The 13,781-nt window shown below is 63.5% G+C and carries 12 protein-coding genes; 8 read left to right on the top strand and 4 right to left on the bottom strand.

What is annotated here, in order from left to right; genetic code table 11:
• Positions 1 to 16: 16 nt before the first annotated feature.
• From serC to HALAL_RS0106465, 3 genes are all read right to left on the bottom strand, one after another.
• On the bottom strand, positions 17 to 1,135 hold the full coding sequence (gene serC, locus HALAL_RS0106475; RefSeq protein ID WP_025273221.1) for a phosphoserine transaminase: 1,119 nt from the start codon (positions 1,133 to 1,135) through the stop codon (positions 17 to 19).
• A 77-nt stretch (positions 1,136 to 1,212) separates the two neighbouring features.
• Positions 1,213 to 3,285, bottom strand: a complete 2,073-nt coding sequence (locus HALAL_RS0106470; RefSeq protein ID WP_025273220.1) for a PIG-L family deacetylase — start codon at positions 3,283 to 3,285, stop codon at positions 1,213 to 1,215.
• A gap of 554 nt (positions 3,286 to 3,839) precedes the next feature.
• On the bottom strand, positions 3,840 to 4,931 hold the full coding sequence (locus HALAL_RS0106465) for a citrate synthase 2 (protein WP_029767500.1): 1,092 nt from the start codon (positions 4,929 to 4,931) through the stop codon (positions 3,840 to 3,842).
• Between the two features lie 576 nt (positions 4,932 to 5,507).
• Here HALAL_RS0106465 and HALAL_RS0106460 point away from each other — a divergent pair.
• A complete protein-coding gene (locus tag HALAL_RS0106460; RefSeq protein WP_025273219.1) occupies positions 5,508 to 6,410 on the top strand; it encodes an aldose 1-epimerase family protein in 903 nt (300 codons plus the stop codon).
• A gap of 64 nt (positions 6,411 to 6,474) precedes the next feature.
• Here HALAL_RS0106460 and HALAL_RS0106455 read toward each other — a convergent pair whose 3' ends face one another.
• Positions 6,475 to 7,905, bottom strand: a complete 1,431-nt coding sequence (locus tag HALAL_RS0106455) for a coiled-coil domain-containing protein (RefSeq protein WP_025273218.1) — start codon at positions 7,903 to 7,905, stop codon at positions 6,475 to 6,477.
• A 396-nt stretch (positions 7,906 to 8,301) separates the two neighbouring features.
• On the opposite strand from HALAL_RS0106455, the gene ssd reads away from it, so the two are divergent.
• The 7 genes from ssd (at position 8,302) to HALAL_RS18045 (ending at position 12,896) form a co-directional block, all read left to right on the top strand.
• Positions 8,302 to 9,315: a septum site-determining protein Ssd gene (ssd, locus tag HALAL_RS0106450; RefSeq protein WP_025273217.1), complete on the top strand. Its 1,014-nt coding sequence runs from the start codon at positions 8,302 to 8,304 to the stop codon at positions 9,313 to 9,315.
• A complete protein-coding gene (locus HALAL_RS0106445; RefSeq protein WP_025273216.1) occupies positions 9,312 to 10,451 on the top strand; it encodes a TadA family conjugal transfer-associated ATPase in 1,140 nt (379 codons plus the stop codon). Before ssd ends, HALAL_RS0106445 begins: the two co-directional genes overlap by 4 nt.
• Positions 10,451 to 11,074, top strand: coding sequence for a hypothetical protein (locus HALAL_RS18805; RefSeq protein WP_025273215.1), 624 nt, complete (start codon positions 10,451 to 10,453; stop codon positions 11,072 to 11,074). The genes HALAL_RS0106445 and HALAL_RS18805 overlap by 1 nt, the downstream gene beginning before the upstream one ends.
• On the top strand, positions 11,071 to 11,676 hold the full coding sequence (locus HALAL_RS18800; protein ID WP_051462787.1) for a type II secretion system F family protein: 606 nt from the start codon (positions 11,071 to 11,073) through the stop codon (positions 11,674 to 11,676). Before HALAL_RS18805 ends, HALAL_RS18800 begins: the two co-directional genes overlap by 4 nt.
• 157 nt (positions 11,677 to 11,833) lie before the next feature.
• A complete protein-coding gene (locus tag HALAL_RS19280; RefSeq protein WP_342670470.1) occupies positions 11,834 to 11,992 on the top strand; it encodes a DUF4244 domain-containing protein in 159 nt (52 codons plus the stop codon).
• A 24-nt stretch (positions 11,993 to 12,016) separates the two neighbouring features.
• Complete coding sequence (locus HALAL_RS0106425; protein WP_156937635.1) at positions 12,017 to 12,493, top strand: TadE family type IV pilus minor pilin; 477 nt, start codon at positions 12,017 to 12,019, stop codon at positions 12,491 to 12,493.
• 28 nt (positions 12,494 to 12,521) lie between these two features.
• Positions 12,522 to 12,896, top strand: coding sequence for an Rv3654c family TadE-like protein (locus tag HALAL_RS18045; RefSeq protein ID WP_084471888.1), 375 nt, complete (start codon positions 12,522 to 12,524; stop codon positions 12,894 to 12,896).
• The last annotated feature ends 885 nt before the right edge of the window (positions 12,897 to 13,781 follow it).

Here is a 13,781-nt window from a genome sequence, read left to right as displayed (position 1 = left end):
TCCTCTGGGATCGAATCTAAGCCGCCAGGCGTTCCACCACGTAATCGACGGCGCCGGTCAAACGGGACACATCGGCCGGGTCGACGGCCGGATAGGTGGCAATGCGCAGCTGGTTGCGTCCCAGTTTGCGATACGGTTCGGTGTCGACGATCCCGTTGTTGCGCAACACCTGCGCGATATCGGCCGCGTCCACTCCGTCGAAGTCGACCGTCGTCACCACCGATGAGCGCAGGTCCGGGTCGGTAACGTACGGCTGTGCCACCCGGCTTGCCTCCGCCCACGAGTAAATCGTCTCGGCCGAGGTAGCGCAGCGCTTGACCGCCTGTTCCAGTCCACCGGTCGCATTGAGGCGGTCGATCTGTTCGGCCGCGAGAATCAGCGTGGCCACCGCCGGCGTGTTGTAGGTCTGGTTCTTACGTGAATTGTCGACGGCCGTCTGCAGATCCAGGAAGGCCGGAATATAGCGCGAGGAGGCCTTGATTTCCGCGGTCCGTTCCAATGCCGCGGGACTCATCACGGCGATCCACAGGCCACCGTCGGAGGCCAGACCCTTTTGCGGCGCGAAGTAATAGCAATCGGTCTCATTCATATCCACGGGCAGGCCTGCCACCGCCGAGGTGGCGTCGTGAATGGTAAGGGCATCACCGTCCGGGACCCTCTGCACCGGAACGGCCACGCCCGTCGAGGTTTCATTGTGCGTGGTGCCGTAGACGTCCACTCCGGCTTCCGCTTCCAAATACGCCGCGTTTCCCGGTTCTCCCTCACGTACGCTGGGGGCCCGTAGGTGTGGGGCGGACACGGCCTTGACGAACTTGTTGCCGAACTCCCCGAACGCGGCCGCCTGTGCCTGCTCGCGGACCAGGCCGTAGGATACGACGTCCCAGAACGCCGTGGTGCCGCCGACGCCAAGCACCACTTCGTATCCGTCAGGCAGGGAGAAGAACTCCGCCAAGCCCTCCTGGAGACGTTTCACCTGGCCCTTCACCGCGGGTTTACGATGCGAGGTGCCCATGATGTCGTGGCCCGACGCCGATAGGGCGGCCATCGCCGTGTCGGGGACCTTGGACGGCCCCGAACCGAATCGTCCGTCGGCGGGCTTCAATTCGTCGGGGATCGTAATGTCGTGAGATGCCATGTGTCGGACTCGCTCCTGAATCGACGGTAAGTGCGGGCGTCCACGCTGACGCGATGAATTGCGTCCAGCTTAGCGCCTTAACCCGGCTCTCCACCGACCCGTTGCCACGTGTCCGGGAACTGGGAACGCTCCGTGTCGGACGAGATCGTGTAGATCTCTCCGTCGGCGGCCAAAGCGGTGGCCGTGAACGTTCCCTCCGACCATCGCACATAGGGCATACCTGCGAGAATCTGCTCGCCGTGCGGCCGCAAACGTACCAGTTCCTCGTCCTCCAGAGCCTCCAGGTCCACAATCGTCGACACCGGCCTGCCGTCGGTCGAATCGGTCAGGACGGCCAGTTGACCGTCCGGGGCGGACGCTACCGACGGCGGAAGGATACCGCCCTCGTTGGCCAGCAGGTACACCGTCCATCCTTGGTCGGTCTCCCGATGCAGCGCCAAGTCGGATCCGTCCGGAACGCGACTCACCAGAACCGTTTCCCCTTCCGGGCCAAAAGACACCGCGAACGGCGACGACGGGGTATACGGGTCGACCTCGGTCGGGTGCGGCAGGTGCAGGTTCTCCCACCTGGGCGACGATCCGCCCGGGTCGATCAGACGCTTGACACCGTGATAATGGTGCGCGAAAACATGAAACTCACCATCGTGGTCGACCGCTACGGTGGGACTCTGATGCAGATACGACGAGGGCACCGCCTGCCAGGGAAGCCACTCGATACCGTTGAATCGACGGGTCACCAAACCACCGTCATGGTGACGGGCCGCCAACAGAATCTCGTCGCCGGAGGACGCCACGCTGGGAACCCCGATCTGCCGCGCGGGATCTCCGTTCGGAGCGGGATTGCCAAGATCGCGCCACTGACCGGTCACAGTATCGAATTCAACGACGTTTCGTTGCTGCCGTTCGCGCTCATAGCGAAGCCCCAGTTCAATCCCGAAGACGCGATCGCCAGCCGTGGCGAGGGCGGGAAGCAGCTCCGGCGAATCCGCTTCCGCTTCTCCGTTCTTACTGGTACATCGCAAACGATTACCATGCACCACATAGCAATCCGCACCCGACGAATCAGCGAGGACCACGATGTTGTTGCTGTAGCGAGGATGAGTGCTCGGTCCGTAGGAATAGCCGACACCGTCTTCTTTGACGACCCGGTCGCCACATCCCACCGAGTGACCGCAATCCTTTCGATCTCGCCACGCATAGAGATCCAGGGCGTCACCCTTAACCTCTCTGTCGAAACCGGCGAGATTGCTACTCCAATGCCGGTTGTAATAACCCCGCCACGTCTGCGCCTTCGTTTCCCCCGACCATTTCGACAGAGCTCCCCAGGCGAAGAGAGCCGTGGCGGTATGGTCGATATGGTCGGAAAAGCCGGGTTGGGCCGCCCCGACCTCGACGGGCGACCGATCGGGATCCACATCAAGAGTATTGACCGAAATCGGACGATAATGATCCAGCAGTTCGAGCAAGGTATCGGTCATCATGGTGCGAGTGACCGTGGGACCGTGCTGTAGTCGCGAATCGGCGGGAGGGAGCACCTGCATACGCTCCTGTCTCCCTTCCCAGAGCTCGATGAGCCGCACTCGGTCTTCCACCAGGCGACCGATATTCGTCCACAGGCTACAGAAAACGAGCTGCACCCCGGGATTGTCACGCAAGGTGCACAACTCCACATTCTGTCCACTATGCAGTTCTATGACCTCGCGGTCCCACGGATGCGCGGCGTCGCCGGTTGCCATATAGGCGTAAGCACGTCTCAATCCGACATTGCGGGAGGCCACATAAGCGGGAAAGTCGGGAACGCTCCCCTTCTCGTCTCCGTGACCGTTGAAACCGTTGCTTTCCCCGGCCGTCAACACCACCGTGACGAGGCCAAACCCCTGTGAAATGTATTGCGCGACACGGGGGTTAATAAAATAGAGACAGTCGTCCGGATGTGCCACGATCTGCATGTGGACCGAAGCACCGACGGAATCGCGCAAGGTCGTCAGGGGATGACTTTGGGACTCCCACAAGCGAAACCCCAATTCCCCGGCCACACCCGCCAGAGCCAAGCCGGTGGCCCCTTTGAACAGCAGGGAACGGCGCTTCAGGCGCGCGGCTTCGCTCACTGGGCGGCCACGGGCCGAGTGGTGGGCATCGGGAGCGGTCATACAGGGCCAGAGTCATTCGTAAAAGTAGGCGGAGGGTTCGTCTGTGAGTATAGAACACTTTACCTACCCCGCATCCAACGACATTGCCGACCTGAGATCCAGGTCCTCCTAAGCCTCCCAACGACAAAAGCCACCGGCGACCGCCGATGGCTTTATGTTCTATGACTACCCACAGTAGAACTGCGAGTATTGTAAAGCAGCTGACTCCCAGCCGAAGCGAGACGATCACGCCTAAACCAGGCATGTTCGCAATTCGAACACTCAGCCACTCACCACGAACAAGAAACTCGCCAGCCGCTAACAGCGCGCCGCAGGCGCGCGTGTATGCGGCGATCGAGCCGACAGTACCTTCAGGAGGCACTCGACTACCATGCAAGTCCCTTACGCAACCGGCGAGCTTCGAGCGAAGCGCAGAAGCGGTAGAGCTGGAAAGGAGCTGGGGGCGGCTGAGGTGCTGCGAATTCGCGCGAGGAGGACTCGTAGCGGCCCTATGGCCGCAAGAGGCCCCCGCAGCGCGAAGGCGTAGTGCCTCAGCCGCCCCCAGCGGTCACCGACTACGAACCCCAGCCGGGGACGTCTTCGGGCTTCCGTGCTTCGGGGCCGACGTAGCGCGCGCTGGGGCGCACGATGCGGCCGAGCTTCTTCTGCTCCAGGATGTGGGCCGACCATCCGGCCACACGGGCGCAGGTGAACATCGGGGTGAACAGGTGCGACGGCACCTGGGCGAAGTCCAGCAGAACGGCTGACCAGAATTCGACGTTGGTGGCCAGAACGCGGTCGGGCTTGCGTTCGCGCAGTTCGGCGAGAGCGGCTTCTTCGAGCGCTTCGGCGACCTGGTAACGCTCGGCACCGAGTTTCTTGGCGGCGGCGCGCAGGACTCGCGAACGCGGGTCTTCGGCACGGTAGATGCGGTGCCCGAAGCCCATGAGGCGTTCTCCGGAGTCCAGCAGGTTCTTGACGTAGGTGCGGGCGTCTCCGGCCTCTTCCACGCCTTCGATCATGTGCAGTACGCGCGAGGGCGCACCGCCGTGCAGCGGGCCGGAGAGAGCTCCTATGGCCGCCGAGATGGACGCGGCGGCGTCGGCTCCGGTCGAGGCGGTGACGCGTCCGGTGAAGGTGGAGGCGTTCATGCCGTGTTCGGCGGCGGACATGAAGTAGGTGTCGAGGGCTTTCACGTGAGCCGGGTCGGGCTCGCCGCGCCAGCGACGCATGAAGCGCTCGGTGATCGTCTGCGCTTTGTCGATTTCGCTCTGCGGGATGGCCGGCAGTCCCTGGCCTCGTGCGGACTGCGCAATGAACGACAGCGTGGTGACCGACACGCGGGCGAGGTCGTCGCGCGCGGTGTCGTTGTCGATGTCGTGCAGCGGCTGGAGGCCCCAGTGCGGCGCGAGCATGGCGACCGCGGCTTGAGCGTCCACTCGAGTGTCGCCGGAGGCGACGGGGACGGGCACTGGTTCAGCCGGAGGTAGCCCATTGCCGAAGTGACCGTCCACCAACAGACCCCAGACGTCTCCGTAGCTGGTGTCGTTGACGAGGTCCTCAATATCCACGCCGCGATAGCGAAGCGAACCGCCTTCCTTGTCGGGTTCGGCGATTTCGGTTTCGAAGGCAATGACTCCTTCAAGTCCGGGCTTGAACTCAGACATCGTTGTACTCCTGAGGTTGTGCCATTGACTATGCCGACCGGGGGCGTCCGGGCGTCTCGTCACTTTCGTAAGTCGTTCTGCAAATGGTGCCTTACAAATGGCGCTATGCGAAAGGGCGGTGTTTGCACTTCTGGGCCTGTTTTACCATTTCGTTATCAGAATCGAGACCTTTTCGTGTCAGAATTATGTACTATTTACCCCTATATGTCGGATTTTACTATCGAGTATCGCTAAAGGATTTTGTGGGACCCAACGAAATTCTGTGACATCGCACTCACGTAGTGGTGTGTCAGGCGTCAGTGCAACTGAGATAACCTCAAGACTACGCCGTCAACAGCCCGAAAACGTGCACATTCCGCACCCAGCAAGCGACAACGGCGCCGCTGTGGAATTCAAGTCCGCGATGCCTTGCGACACGGTTCGTTCCAGACTCGTCCCGTGTACGCCGCCAGGTGTTTCACGCTTGTCACCGCAGCACGGCAGCAGGAAGCCGAGGGGGACCCTTTTTGGCTTCAGCGGTCGCCTGACCAGTCACTATCGCACGAGGACGACCTACACCAACTCAGGAGGACATGCATGGCGCTTTCAGGTCAGACCTGGACCATCGCCTACGGCGATCACGAAGTGGACATCGCCGCCGTCGGAGGATCACTGCGCTCATATCGATATCAAGGCGTTGACCTCATCGAATCCTACGACGATGACGAAATCGCCCCGGAATGCTCCGGACATCTCCTCGCCCCCTGGCCGTCCCGCGTCGCCGACGGCACCTACACCTTCGCCGACCGTACTCACCGTCTCCCGATCAACGACATCGCCAACAACGCCGCGATCCACGGCCTGATTCAGTGGATCGAATGGTCGGTCACCGAATCCACCTCCAGTTCGGTCACCATGGAACTGCGTCTGGCCGCGCAGCCCGGTTATCCCTGGCCGCTGCAGTTCAAGACCCGTTGGTCGATCGGCCCGGCAGGACTTCGTGCGGCACATACCGTTTCCAACCCGGGGGCGACGGCCGTGCCCTTCGGGTTCGGTGCCCACCCCTATATCCGCGTACCGCGTGCCGACTCGGTCGACAAGGCCTGGATCGATCTACCGGCTAAGAAGCAATGCCGTTTGAACTCCAATAAGATTCCTACCGGCCAGGAGGCCGCCTCGGTCGACGGGCGCACGCCCCTGCGAGACGTCGTCTTGGACAACGCTTTTAGCGAGATCGATACTGACCAATACGGAACCGTTCGCGCTCGCCTGGGCAATATGGACAATGAATCGCAGTACGTGGAGGTGTGGGCCGACGACGCCTTCAAATGGATGGTGCTATTCACCTCGGACACTCGCGAAGGCGACCGTCGGCGCCGGTCGGTGGCGATCGAGCCGATGACCTGTCCTCCCAACGCGTTCGTCAGCGGCGACGACCTGATCGAACTGGGTCCGTCACAGGCGTGGTTCGGAGTCTGGGGCATCACCCCGGTTCTCTGACCGAGGTTCGGCCGACCGCCTCCGCTCGTGCGCCGAAGCGCGACGGCCGAGGCAGCCGAGCCGGTCAGCCACCGGTGCGTTGCTTGGCGATGACGGGTAGCTGCTGTGTGGCGTCCCCGTCGGGGACGGATTCGGCATTGAGCGGCAGCGACGGCATCTGCTCGGCGTCCAACGACAGCAGAGGGCTGCCGTCGTCGCCCGATACCAATCCCAACTGACGACGTAGGTCCCCGAGATTCGATTCGGCGCTTTCGTGCTGCCGTCGGAGGGTCACCACCTCCTCTTCCAAAGGGGATACCTCTTCGTCGGCGCGTTCTTTCGCTGAACGTCGCAGGCGCTCGGATTCGGCCTTGGCCTCGTTCAACGCCGCCTGAGCGGTCTCGGTGGCTCGTTGCAACATGTCGCGGGCCTGCTGATCCGATTCGTCTTTGCGCTCCAGACAACGGCTTTCGGCTTCCCGCGCACGCTCCTCCGCCAGCGCGAGGCGCTCCTCCGCGTCGGAGACGATGCTTTGGGCGGTCGCGATGGCCTGCTGATGCCGCTCGGCCTCTTCCCGCTGCGCCTTCTCGCGGCGATCGGCTTCGGCCAAGGTCAATTCCTGGGTGCGCCGCTTTCGCTCCTCTACCGCCTCCGACTGCATACGCTGTGCGGCGGCGCGGTGTTCATCGGCTTCACGGGCCGCCTGTGCCCGCACCTCGGTCACCTCGCGTTCGGCGGTGGCCTTGAGCACCGCGACTTCGCGTTCGGCGGCCGCCTGGGTTTTTTCGGCCTCGGACTTCGCGTGCCCCAGTTTCGTCTGGCATTCACGCTTCGCGTCGTCGATCGCCAGATCGTGGTTGCGGCGCGCGTTCTCCTTCATCTCAGTCGTCTCGGTCGCGGCTCGTGCGCGCAATTCGGTCAGTTCACGTTCGTTCGCGGTCGTCGTTTCCCGACTGTCGGAATCGACCTTACGGCGCAACTGCTGGGCTTCCTGGCGGGCTTCGCTGAGGATCTCATCGACCTGCTTCTTCGCCTTGGCCCGCCAGACACCGGTCTCCTGCTCGGCTTGACGCAGTATCTTTTCCACCCGCGCGCCCAAGCCGGCCAAGGTCGGCTGTTCCTGCTCGGCCAACTGCGACGCACGTTTGTTGACCGTGGACTCCAAATCACGAATCCGCTTTTCGGCGGCGCGCAATTTGTTTTCCGCCTCCTGCGCCTTACCGGACAGCTCTTGATACTTCGTCTCGTTTTGAGTGACGTTGCTATACAGCTTCTGCGTGAAATCGTCGACTTGATGCCGGTCGTAACCGCGCATCGTGACGGCGAATTCCGGGCGGGATTCACTAAAAAATTTCGACATGGCCATCCAATGAAAGTCGTAACCGGTCGGGCAGTCCGCTCCTTGTGTCTGATCCGGTCGCCATTCCAGAACCCGACCCGCTCGCGTGCCTCCGCGCTTGAGGCCACCCCCGATGGCCGTTCCCGGCTCTATCTCCACGGAGTCGTTGAGGATCATGTCAAGTTCAGCTCCGCACCCGGGGCACATCCCATGTCACACGAGCGTCGTCAGCGGTCGGTTGAACGGACTGTCCCGATCTCTTGCTAATGAACAATCATCACGGCGCACAAGGCGAATCCGGATCAGCGACACGTCAGGTCGGGCGTGTTTTCACTGTGGGGTCGGAGCCCGCTCGCATCACATCCATGTTTAGTGATTCCTATTTCCCCGCTGGCCACAAGGGATATTTCATTCAGTTATCCACAGGAATCCGACGGTTATCCACAACCGTCGGCGTTTCCTCGACCCGACGGCTCCCAGCCATGACACTGAATCGCAACAAAGGCACCTCGCCGCACCCGCGTCGCCGACCGCGGGGCGAGTAGCACCGAGCGCCCACCAAGGAGGTATTCCATGCCCAGCGGCCTACTCATCAGCGCCGACGCGACACTCATCGGCGACGTCAGAGCCCTCGCCGCCAGCAGCGAGTGCGGTTTGACTCTCAGAACTCCCTCCGAGGAACTTCGAGCCGACTGGAACCGGGCGGACGTGGTCGTCGTCGATTCCGAACAGCTGCAGCACTGCCTACGTCGCGGCCTGCCACGACGCCGCAACGTGATCGTGTGCCATACCGGCGACGAGTCCGGCCTCCAGTGGCTGGACGGATATCGATTGGGGGCGGACAATCTCATCGCCTATCCGGCCGGTAAGGAATGGCTCACCCGCGCATTCGATCGCGCGCGACACGACCATGACCCGGCCCGCGTCGTCGCCGTGCAAAGCGGTCACGGTAAAGCGGGGGCCACCACTCTGGCGTGCGCACTGGCCCTTTACGAGAGTCGGCGGCAGCCGACGATACTGATCGACCTGGATGCCCATTCCGGCGGTGTCGACCATCGACTTAATCTCGCGACCGCTCCCGGATGGCGATGGCCCACCATCCGCTCGGCGAAAGGCGACATGAATCCCGCGCGCCTGCTGGAGGGATTGCCGCACGGAAACCGGCTCTACGTCCTATCGCACACGGTGTCACCACACAACCCCAGCGTCTCGCTGCTGCAGTCGGTCTACGACGCCGCCACGACCGCGTGCGGAGCGGTCTATCTCAACCTTCCCACCGCTCCCGACGACACCACCGAGTTCGCACGTGACCGCGCCGACGCGACCGTTCTGTGTGGCAACGGGAAACAACTTGACCTCGCCCGAATGCGCGCCATCTCCCACATCTTTCCCGCCCATCCGAACCTGGGGCTCATGACACGGCGACGCACCCGCGCTCCCGATACACCGCACTCGCATTGGGGCGAGATTCCCCAACTGCGACACATTGACACGCAACTGCGACGACGTCGCCTCGGTAAACGAACCCAGCAGGCCGTGCAATCGATTCACCGCATCATCCACCACCGAATCCGCGAGGCAGCATGACTTCAATCCTCACCCAACGCATCCGTCGCCGACTGACCGAGAATCAACGCCCGTTTCCACGCCGCGACCATATTATTGGGGCACTCTGCGATGAAAAAACCGCACCACCCGACCATGAGCGCCTCAAATCACTGGCCGAAGCGGTAGCACCGGACCTCACCGGAGCTGGTGCGCTACAAGGCTTCCTTGACGACCCCGACGTCACCGACGTGGTGGTCAACGGACCCGATCAAGTCTGGATCGACCGAGGCCACGGCCTCGAGCACACCGACACGTGTTTCCCCGACGCCGACACCGTGGGGCGGTTGGCTTCGCGTCTCGCCGGTTCCGCCGGACGTCGCCTCGACGCCTCCCACCCGTACGTGGACGTCTGCCTCCACGACGGGACCAGGCTGCACGCCATCCTGCCTCCCTTGGCGACGCGAGGCCCCTATCTTTCACTACGGACACATCGGCCTCGCGCATTCGATCTGAATCAACTGCGCGACAACCACACCGTCGACCACGTCACCGCGGACCTTCTGCGCCGCATCATCGACGCCCGACTCGCCTTCCTGATCACCGGAGGCACCGGCACGGGCAAAACCACCCTCATGAACACACTGCTCAGCCACATCAGTCACTCCGAACGAATCATTCTCGTCGAAGACAACCGGGAACTGAAACCAGCCCATCCGCACACCGTCGGGCTGCAGGCCAGAACGGCGAACCCGGAGGGGCACGGCCACGTCGAACTGTCCGAGCTGATCCGCCAAGCACTACGCATGCGACCGGACCGGATCATCGTCGGCGAATGCCGGGGAGTGGAAGTGACCGAACTGTTGAGCGCCCTCAATACCGGTCACGACGGCGGTGCCGGAACACTCCACTGCAACACCGCCCGCGACGTTCCCGCTCGCCTCGAAGCGCTCGCATTGCCCGGAGGAGCCGACCGGACCGGATTGCACGCCCAGATCTCGGCGGCACTGCGCGTGATCGTCCACCTCCATCGCACCAAACGTCAACGCTATGTCGACCACATCGCGCTTATCGACGACAGCGACTCCGGCTTGGAGGTCAGCACCGCCTACAGCACGCGTGGGCACGGAGTCGCCTGGAATCGACTTCTTCGCCTGCTCGAGGAACGAGGTGCCTAATGCCGAACTCCAAAGGAATCCTTCTCGCACTCGGTGTATCCGGTATTCCCGCCGTTCTCACCCTCGCCGCGTGGGGATGGCGGGCCATGGTCCTCACCTCGCTGGCCATGACTGCCTACACCATCGGTGCGCTGATCGCCTGGTCCGCAGCCCAACGACGTCGCCGGTGCGACGAGGCCCGCCGTTCGGCCAGTGACATTACCGTCGCGCTGGCCACCGAACTCGCCTCCGGAGCCAATACCAAATCCGCCTTCGCACACGCGGTTTCCCAATGGCCGCCACCGCAACCGATCACACGCCTCGAATCAGTCTGGAAACTCAGCCACAGCCTTGGAGTGCCCGCCGCCGAGCTCTGCCACCTCCTGGCCCGACAGATCCGCCACGAACAGGACACCGGAGCCAAGACCCGAGCCGCCATCGCACCCCTACGGGCCACCGGCATGCTTCTGCTGGCACTTCCACTCCTCGGCATCGCGCTCGCCTACGGCCTGGGCACCAATCCGCTGCATTTTCTACTCACCACCGACGTCGGCAACCTCAACCTGCTGCTCGGACTACTGCTGCAAGGCGTCGGACTGTGGTGGATTCATTCTCTGACACACCGACTGGAGGAACACCGTTGAGCACCACACGCACCCGAACCAACGCTGCGGCCCGACGCGTCATACCGCCGCTGGCGGCACTCGCCTGCCTCATCGCCGCCCCCAGCCTCACCGGCCTGATCACCGCCGCCGTCATAGGATGGAGCGGCCACCGACTGCTGAACCGCACCCCACGAACGGCCACCCACGACTCGGCCTGGGCCTGGTCGCTGTATCTGCTGGCAGCCGGGCTACGTGCGGGTCGACCCCTCAGCCACACGGCGATCCACATCGCCGACACCGCAAACGACGACGTCAGCGACCGACTGCGTCGGTTCGGCACCGCCCTGGCCCTCGGCGCCGACGCCCACGAAGCGGGCCGACACCTCACCGGCTTGACACGCCGACAACGCGTCGTCACAGCCGTCGAGCGCAGCCGCACAACCGGAGCCTCCCTATCGGCCACGCTGGAAAACATCGCCTCGGGAATCAACCTCGCCCACAACACCACCGTCAACGAACGGGCCGCCACAACCGGAGTGCACCTGCTGGCACCCATGTTCCTCTGTTTCCTGCCCGCCTTCGTCCTCCTGGGGATCATCCCCACCGTCGCCGCGCTCCTCACCGGGCTTGAGGCCTGGTGAACCCGTACAGAAACGTCAACCTCGTACACACACGTCACAACCGGAAGGAAAAACCATGTCCATTCTCGATTCGAAGATCTCCCGCCCACAACCGCACCACCGCTCACCTCGACCGCGAGCGCGCGCCGTCCGTCGGCCCGGAGTCGTCACTCGAGCCCTGGCACAGCGCCTACGCGGCGAACGAGGAATGTCCACTGCTGAATACGCCGTCGGCACTCTTGCGGCAGTGGCGTTCGCAGGGCTCCTCCTCAACGTACTCACTTCCGGAGCGGTGGAAGAGACCTTGCAAGGACTGATACAGGACGCCCTGCAATAGCCCGTGTCATACCCGACCACGGCAATGACGACCGATCACGTCGGTGTCTCGCGAACACCCGAGGCACCGACCCGACCGTCGCACCGAAAGGACCCCATGCCCAACGCCTTCGCTGTCCGACGCACCGACCAACGCACACTATCGCAACGTCGCCGCCACGAACGAGGGTTTGTGACCGCCGAGCTGGCCGTGACGCTCCCGGTGATCATCACCGTCCTCGCACTGGCGTTGGGAGCACAGGCGGCCGTGGCCGCCAAGATCCGCACGATCGATTCCGCCCATATCGCCGTCCTCGCCGCTTCCCGTGGAGGCCAACCGCATAAGGCCAGTGCCGCGCAGCTGCCGGAATCGGCCGAACTGGCCATCGAACGGGAAGGCGACATCGTCACCGCTTCGGTCACCGCGTCGGTGCGGCCGTGGGGTCCACTCTCACCGGAATTTCACCTGCGATCCGAGGCCTCCGCCGCCCAACAGCAGCGACCACGGTCTCTCCCACAGTAATCGTTGGAAACACCGATAGGAGTAACCCATGTTCGATACGCCTCCACGACCCGAACGCGAACGCGGTAGCGCCACGATCATCGTCGTGGCCGTCATTGCCGCCATCGTCGTCATCGCGCTTGCCTGGGGCGCGGTGGCGCAGGCGCGGGCGGCCCGGCATCATGCCAAGATGGCGGCCGATACCGCGTCTTTGGCTGCCGCGCAGCACCTCTCCCTGGGCGAAGCATCCGCCTGTCGGGCCGCCACACGAATGGCCGAGCGCAATTCAGCGCGCATGCGTGACTGTTCGGTGGACGGAGAGGCGGTGTCCGTCACCGTGTCGTACCGGGACACCGTGGTGTCCGGTGGTGTCATTTCCGCCGAGGCTCACGCTCGGGCCGGTCCTGTCACCACCGGTGTCTAACTCGCCGGCACTGCCGTCACTCTCGTCGCGTTTGGGTTTCTTCTTGCGGCGCGCGGCTTTCTTTTTGGTTTTCTTACGAGGCTTGGCCGTTTCGCTCTCGTCAGGCGAGGAGTCCACGTTCGTCGACGCGTTCGTGTCGGTGGTTTCGCTGTCCAGGGGACGTAGGTCCTGGACCCAACCTTCGGTGTCGTCCACCGGCATTTGGCGGGTCTTTTCACGTGATTCGCTTGCCGCAGGGGCGGCCTGCGCTGGAGCAGCTTTGGCGGGGGCAGGTTTAGCCGGGGCGGTCTTGGTGACCGTCGGCTGCGAGCCGGTCGGTTCGAAGAGGTTCGCCGGTTCTGGGGGATCGTCGGGCTCACTCTGCTGCGGAGCCGTCGCGGTCCCTTCCTCCGGATCGGCGATACCGTCATCGATCTGACCTCCCGAACGCGGCAGCGCGGCCACGATCAGCGATCCCAATATTCCTGCCACACAGGCGGTTGGTCCGATGTTCAGCAGAGCCATGTCCGATACCGAGTCGGCGTTGGCGGGACCGGATACGAAATGGGCGATGGCCACGACCAAGGGGCCGGCGATACCGCTCGCGGCGGCCATACGGTAGCCGGACGACGTCGTGGGTCGTTTCCGTGCGAAGGCGGCCACGACCGCACCGATGAGGAAGGAGCCGGTCACGAACGGCAGACCGATCGACAGTCCACGACTGTCGAAGAACGTGCCGTCCGCACCCCAACGGCCCCAGACGCCCAGTTCGACGACCGGGGTCACTTGGCTTCCGATGTCGGTGAAGGTGGCGAACACGGCGAAGGCCCACACCAGGGCCACGGAAGCGCCCACGTTGACCGCGACCGCTACCGATGCGAGCGCGATCAGCGTCAGGGCGAACCC

Origin of the sequence: Haloglycomyces albus DSM 45210 (assembly GCF_000527155.1) — a bacterium.
Classification (GTDB): Bacteria; Actinomycetota; Actinomycetes; order Mycobacteriales; family Micromonosporaceae; genus Haloglycomyces; species Haloglycomyces albus.
Note: the sequence above shows the minus strand (reverse complement) of the source record. Positions and strands in the feature narration are given on the sequence as shown.

What these genes read in the sequence shown, in the direction of transcription:
- serC (WP_025273221.1), bottom strand. Translation starts at nt 1,135, where the DNA reads ATGGCATCTCACGACATTACGATCCCCGACGAATTGAAGCCCGCCGAC.
- HALAL_RS0106470 (WP_025273220.1), bottom strand. Translation starts at nt 3,285, where the DNA reads ATGACCGCTCCCGATGCCCACCACTCGGCCCGTGGCCGCCCAGTGAGC.
- HALAL_RS0106465 (WP_029767500.1), bottom strand. Translation starts at nt 4,931, where the DNA reads ATGTCTGAGTTCAAGCCCGGACTTGAAGGAGTCATTGCCTTCGAAACC.
- HALAL_RS0106460 (WP_025273219.1), top strand. Translation starts at nt 5,508, where the DNA reads ATGGCGCTTTCAGGTCAGACCTGGACCATCGCCTACGGCGATCACGAA.
- HALAL_RS0106455 (WP_025273218.1), bottom strand. Translation starts at nt 7,905, where the DNA reads ATGATCCTCAACGACTCCGTGGAGATAGAGCCGGGAACGGCCATCGGG.
- ssd (WP_025273217.1), top strand. Translation starts at nt 8,302, where the DNA reads ATGCCCAGCGGCCTACTCATCAGCGCCGACGCGACACTCATCGGCGAC.
- HALAL_RS0106445 (WP_025273216.1), top strand. Translation starts at nt 9,312, where the DNA reads ATGACTTCAATCCTCACCCAACGCATCCGTCGCCGACTGACCGAGAAT.
- HALAL_RS18805 (WP_025273215.1), top strand. Translation starts at nt 10,451, where the DNA reads ATGCCGAACTCCAAAGGAATCCTTCTCGCACTCGGTGTATCCGGTATT.
- HALAL_RS0106425 (WP_156937635.1), top strand. Translation starts at nt 12,017, where the DNA reads ATGACGACCGATCACGTCGGTGTCTCGCGAACACCCGAGGCACCGACC.
- HALAL_RS18045 (WP_084471888.1), top strand. Translation starts at nt 12,522, where the DNA reads ATGTTCGATACGCCTCCACGACCCGAACGCGAACGCGGTAGCGCCACG.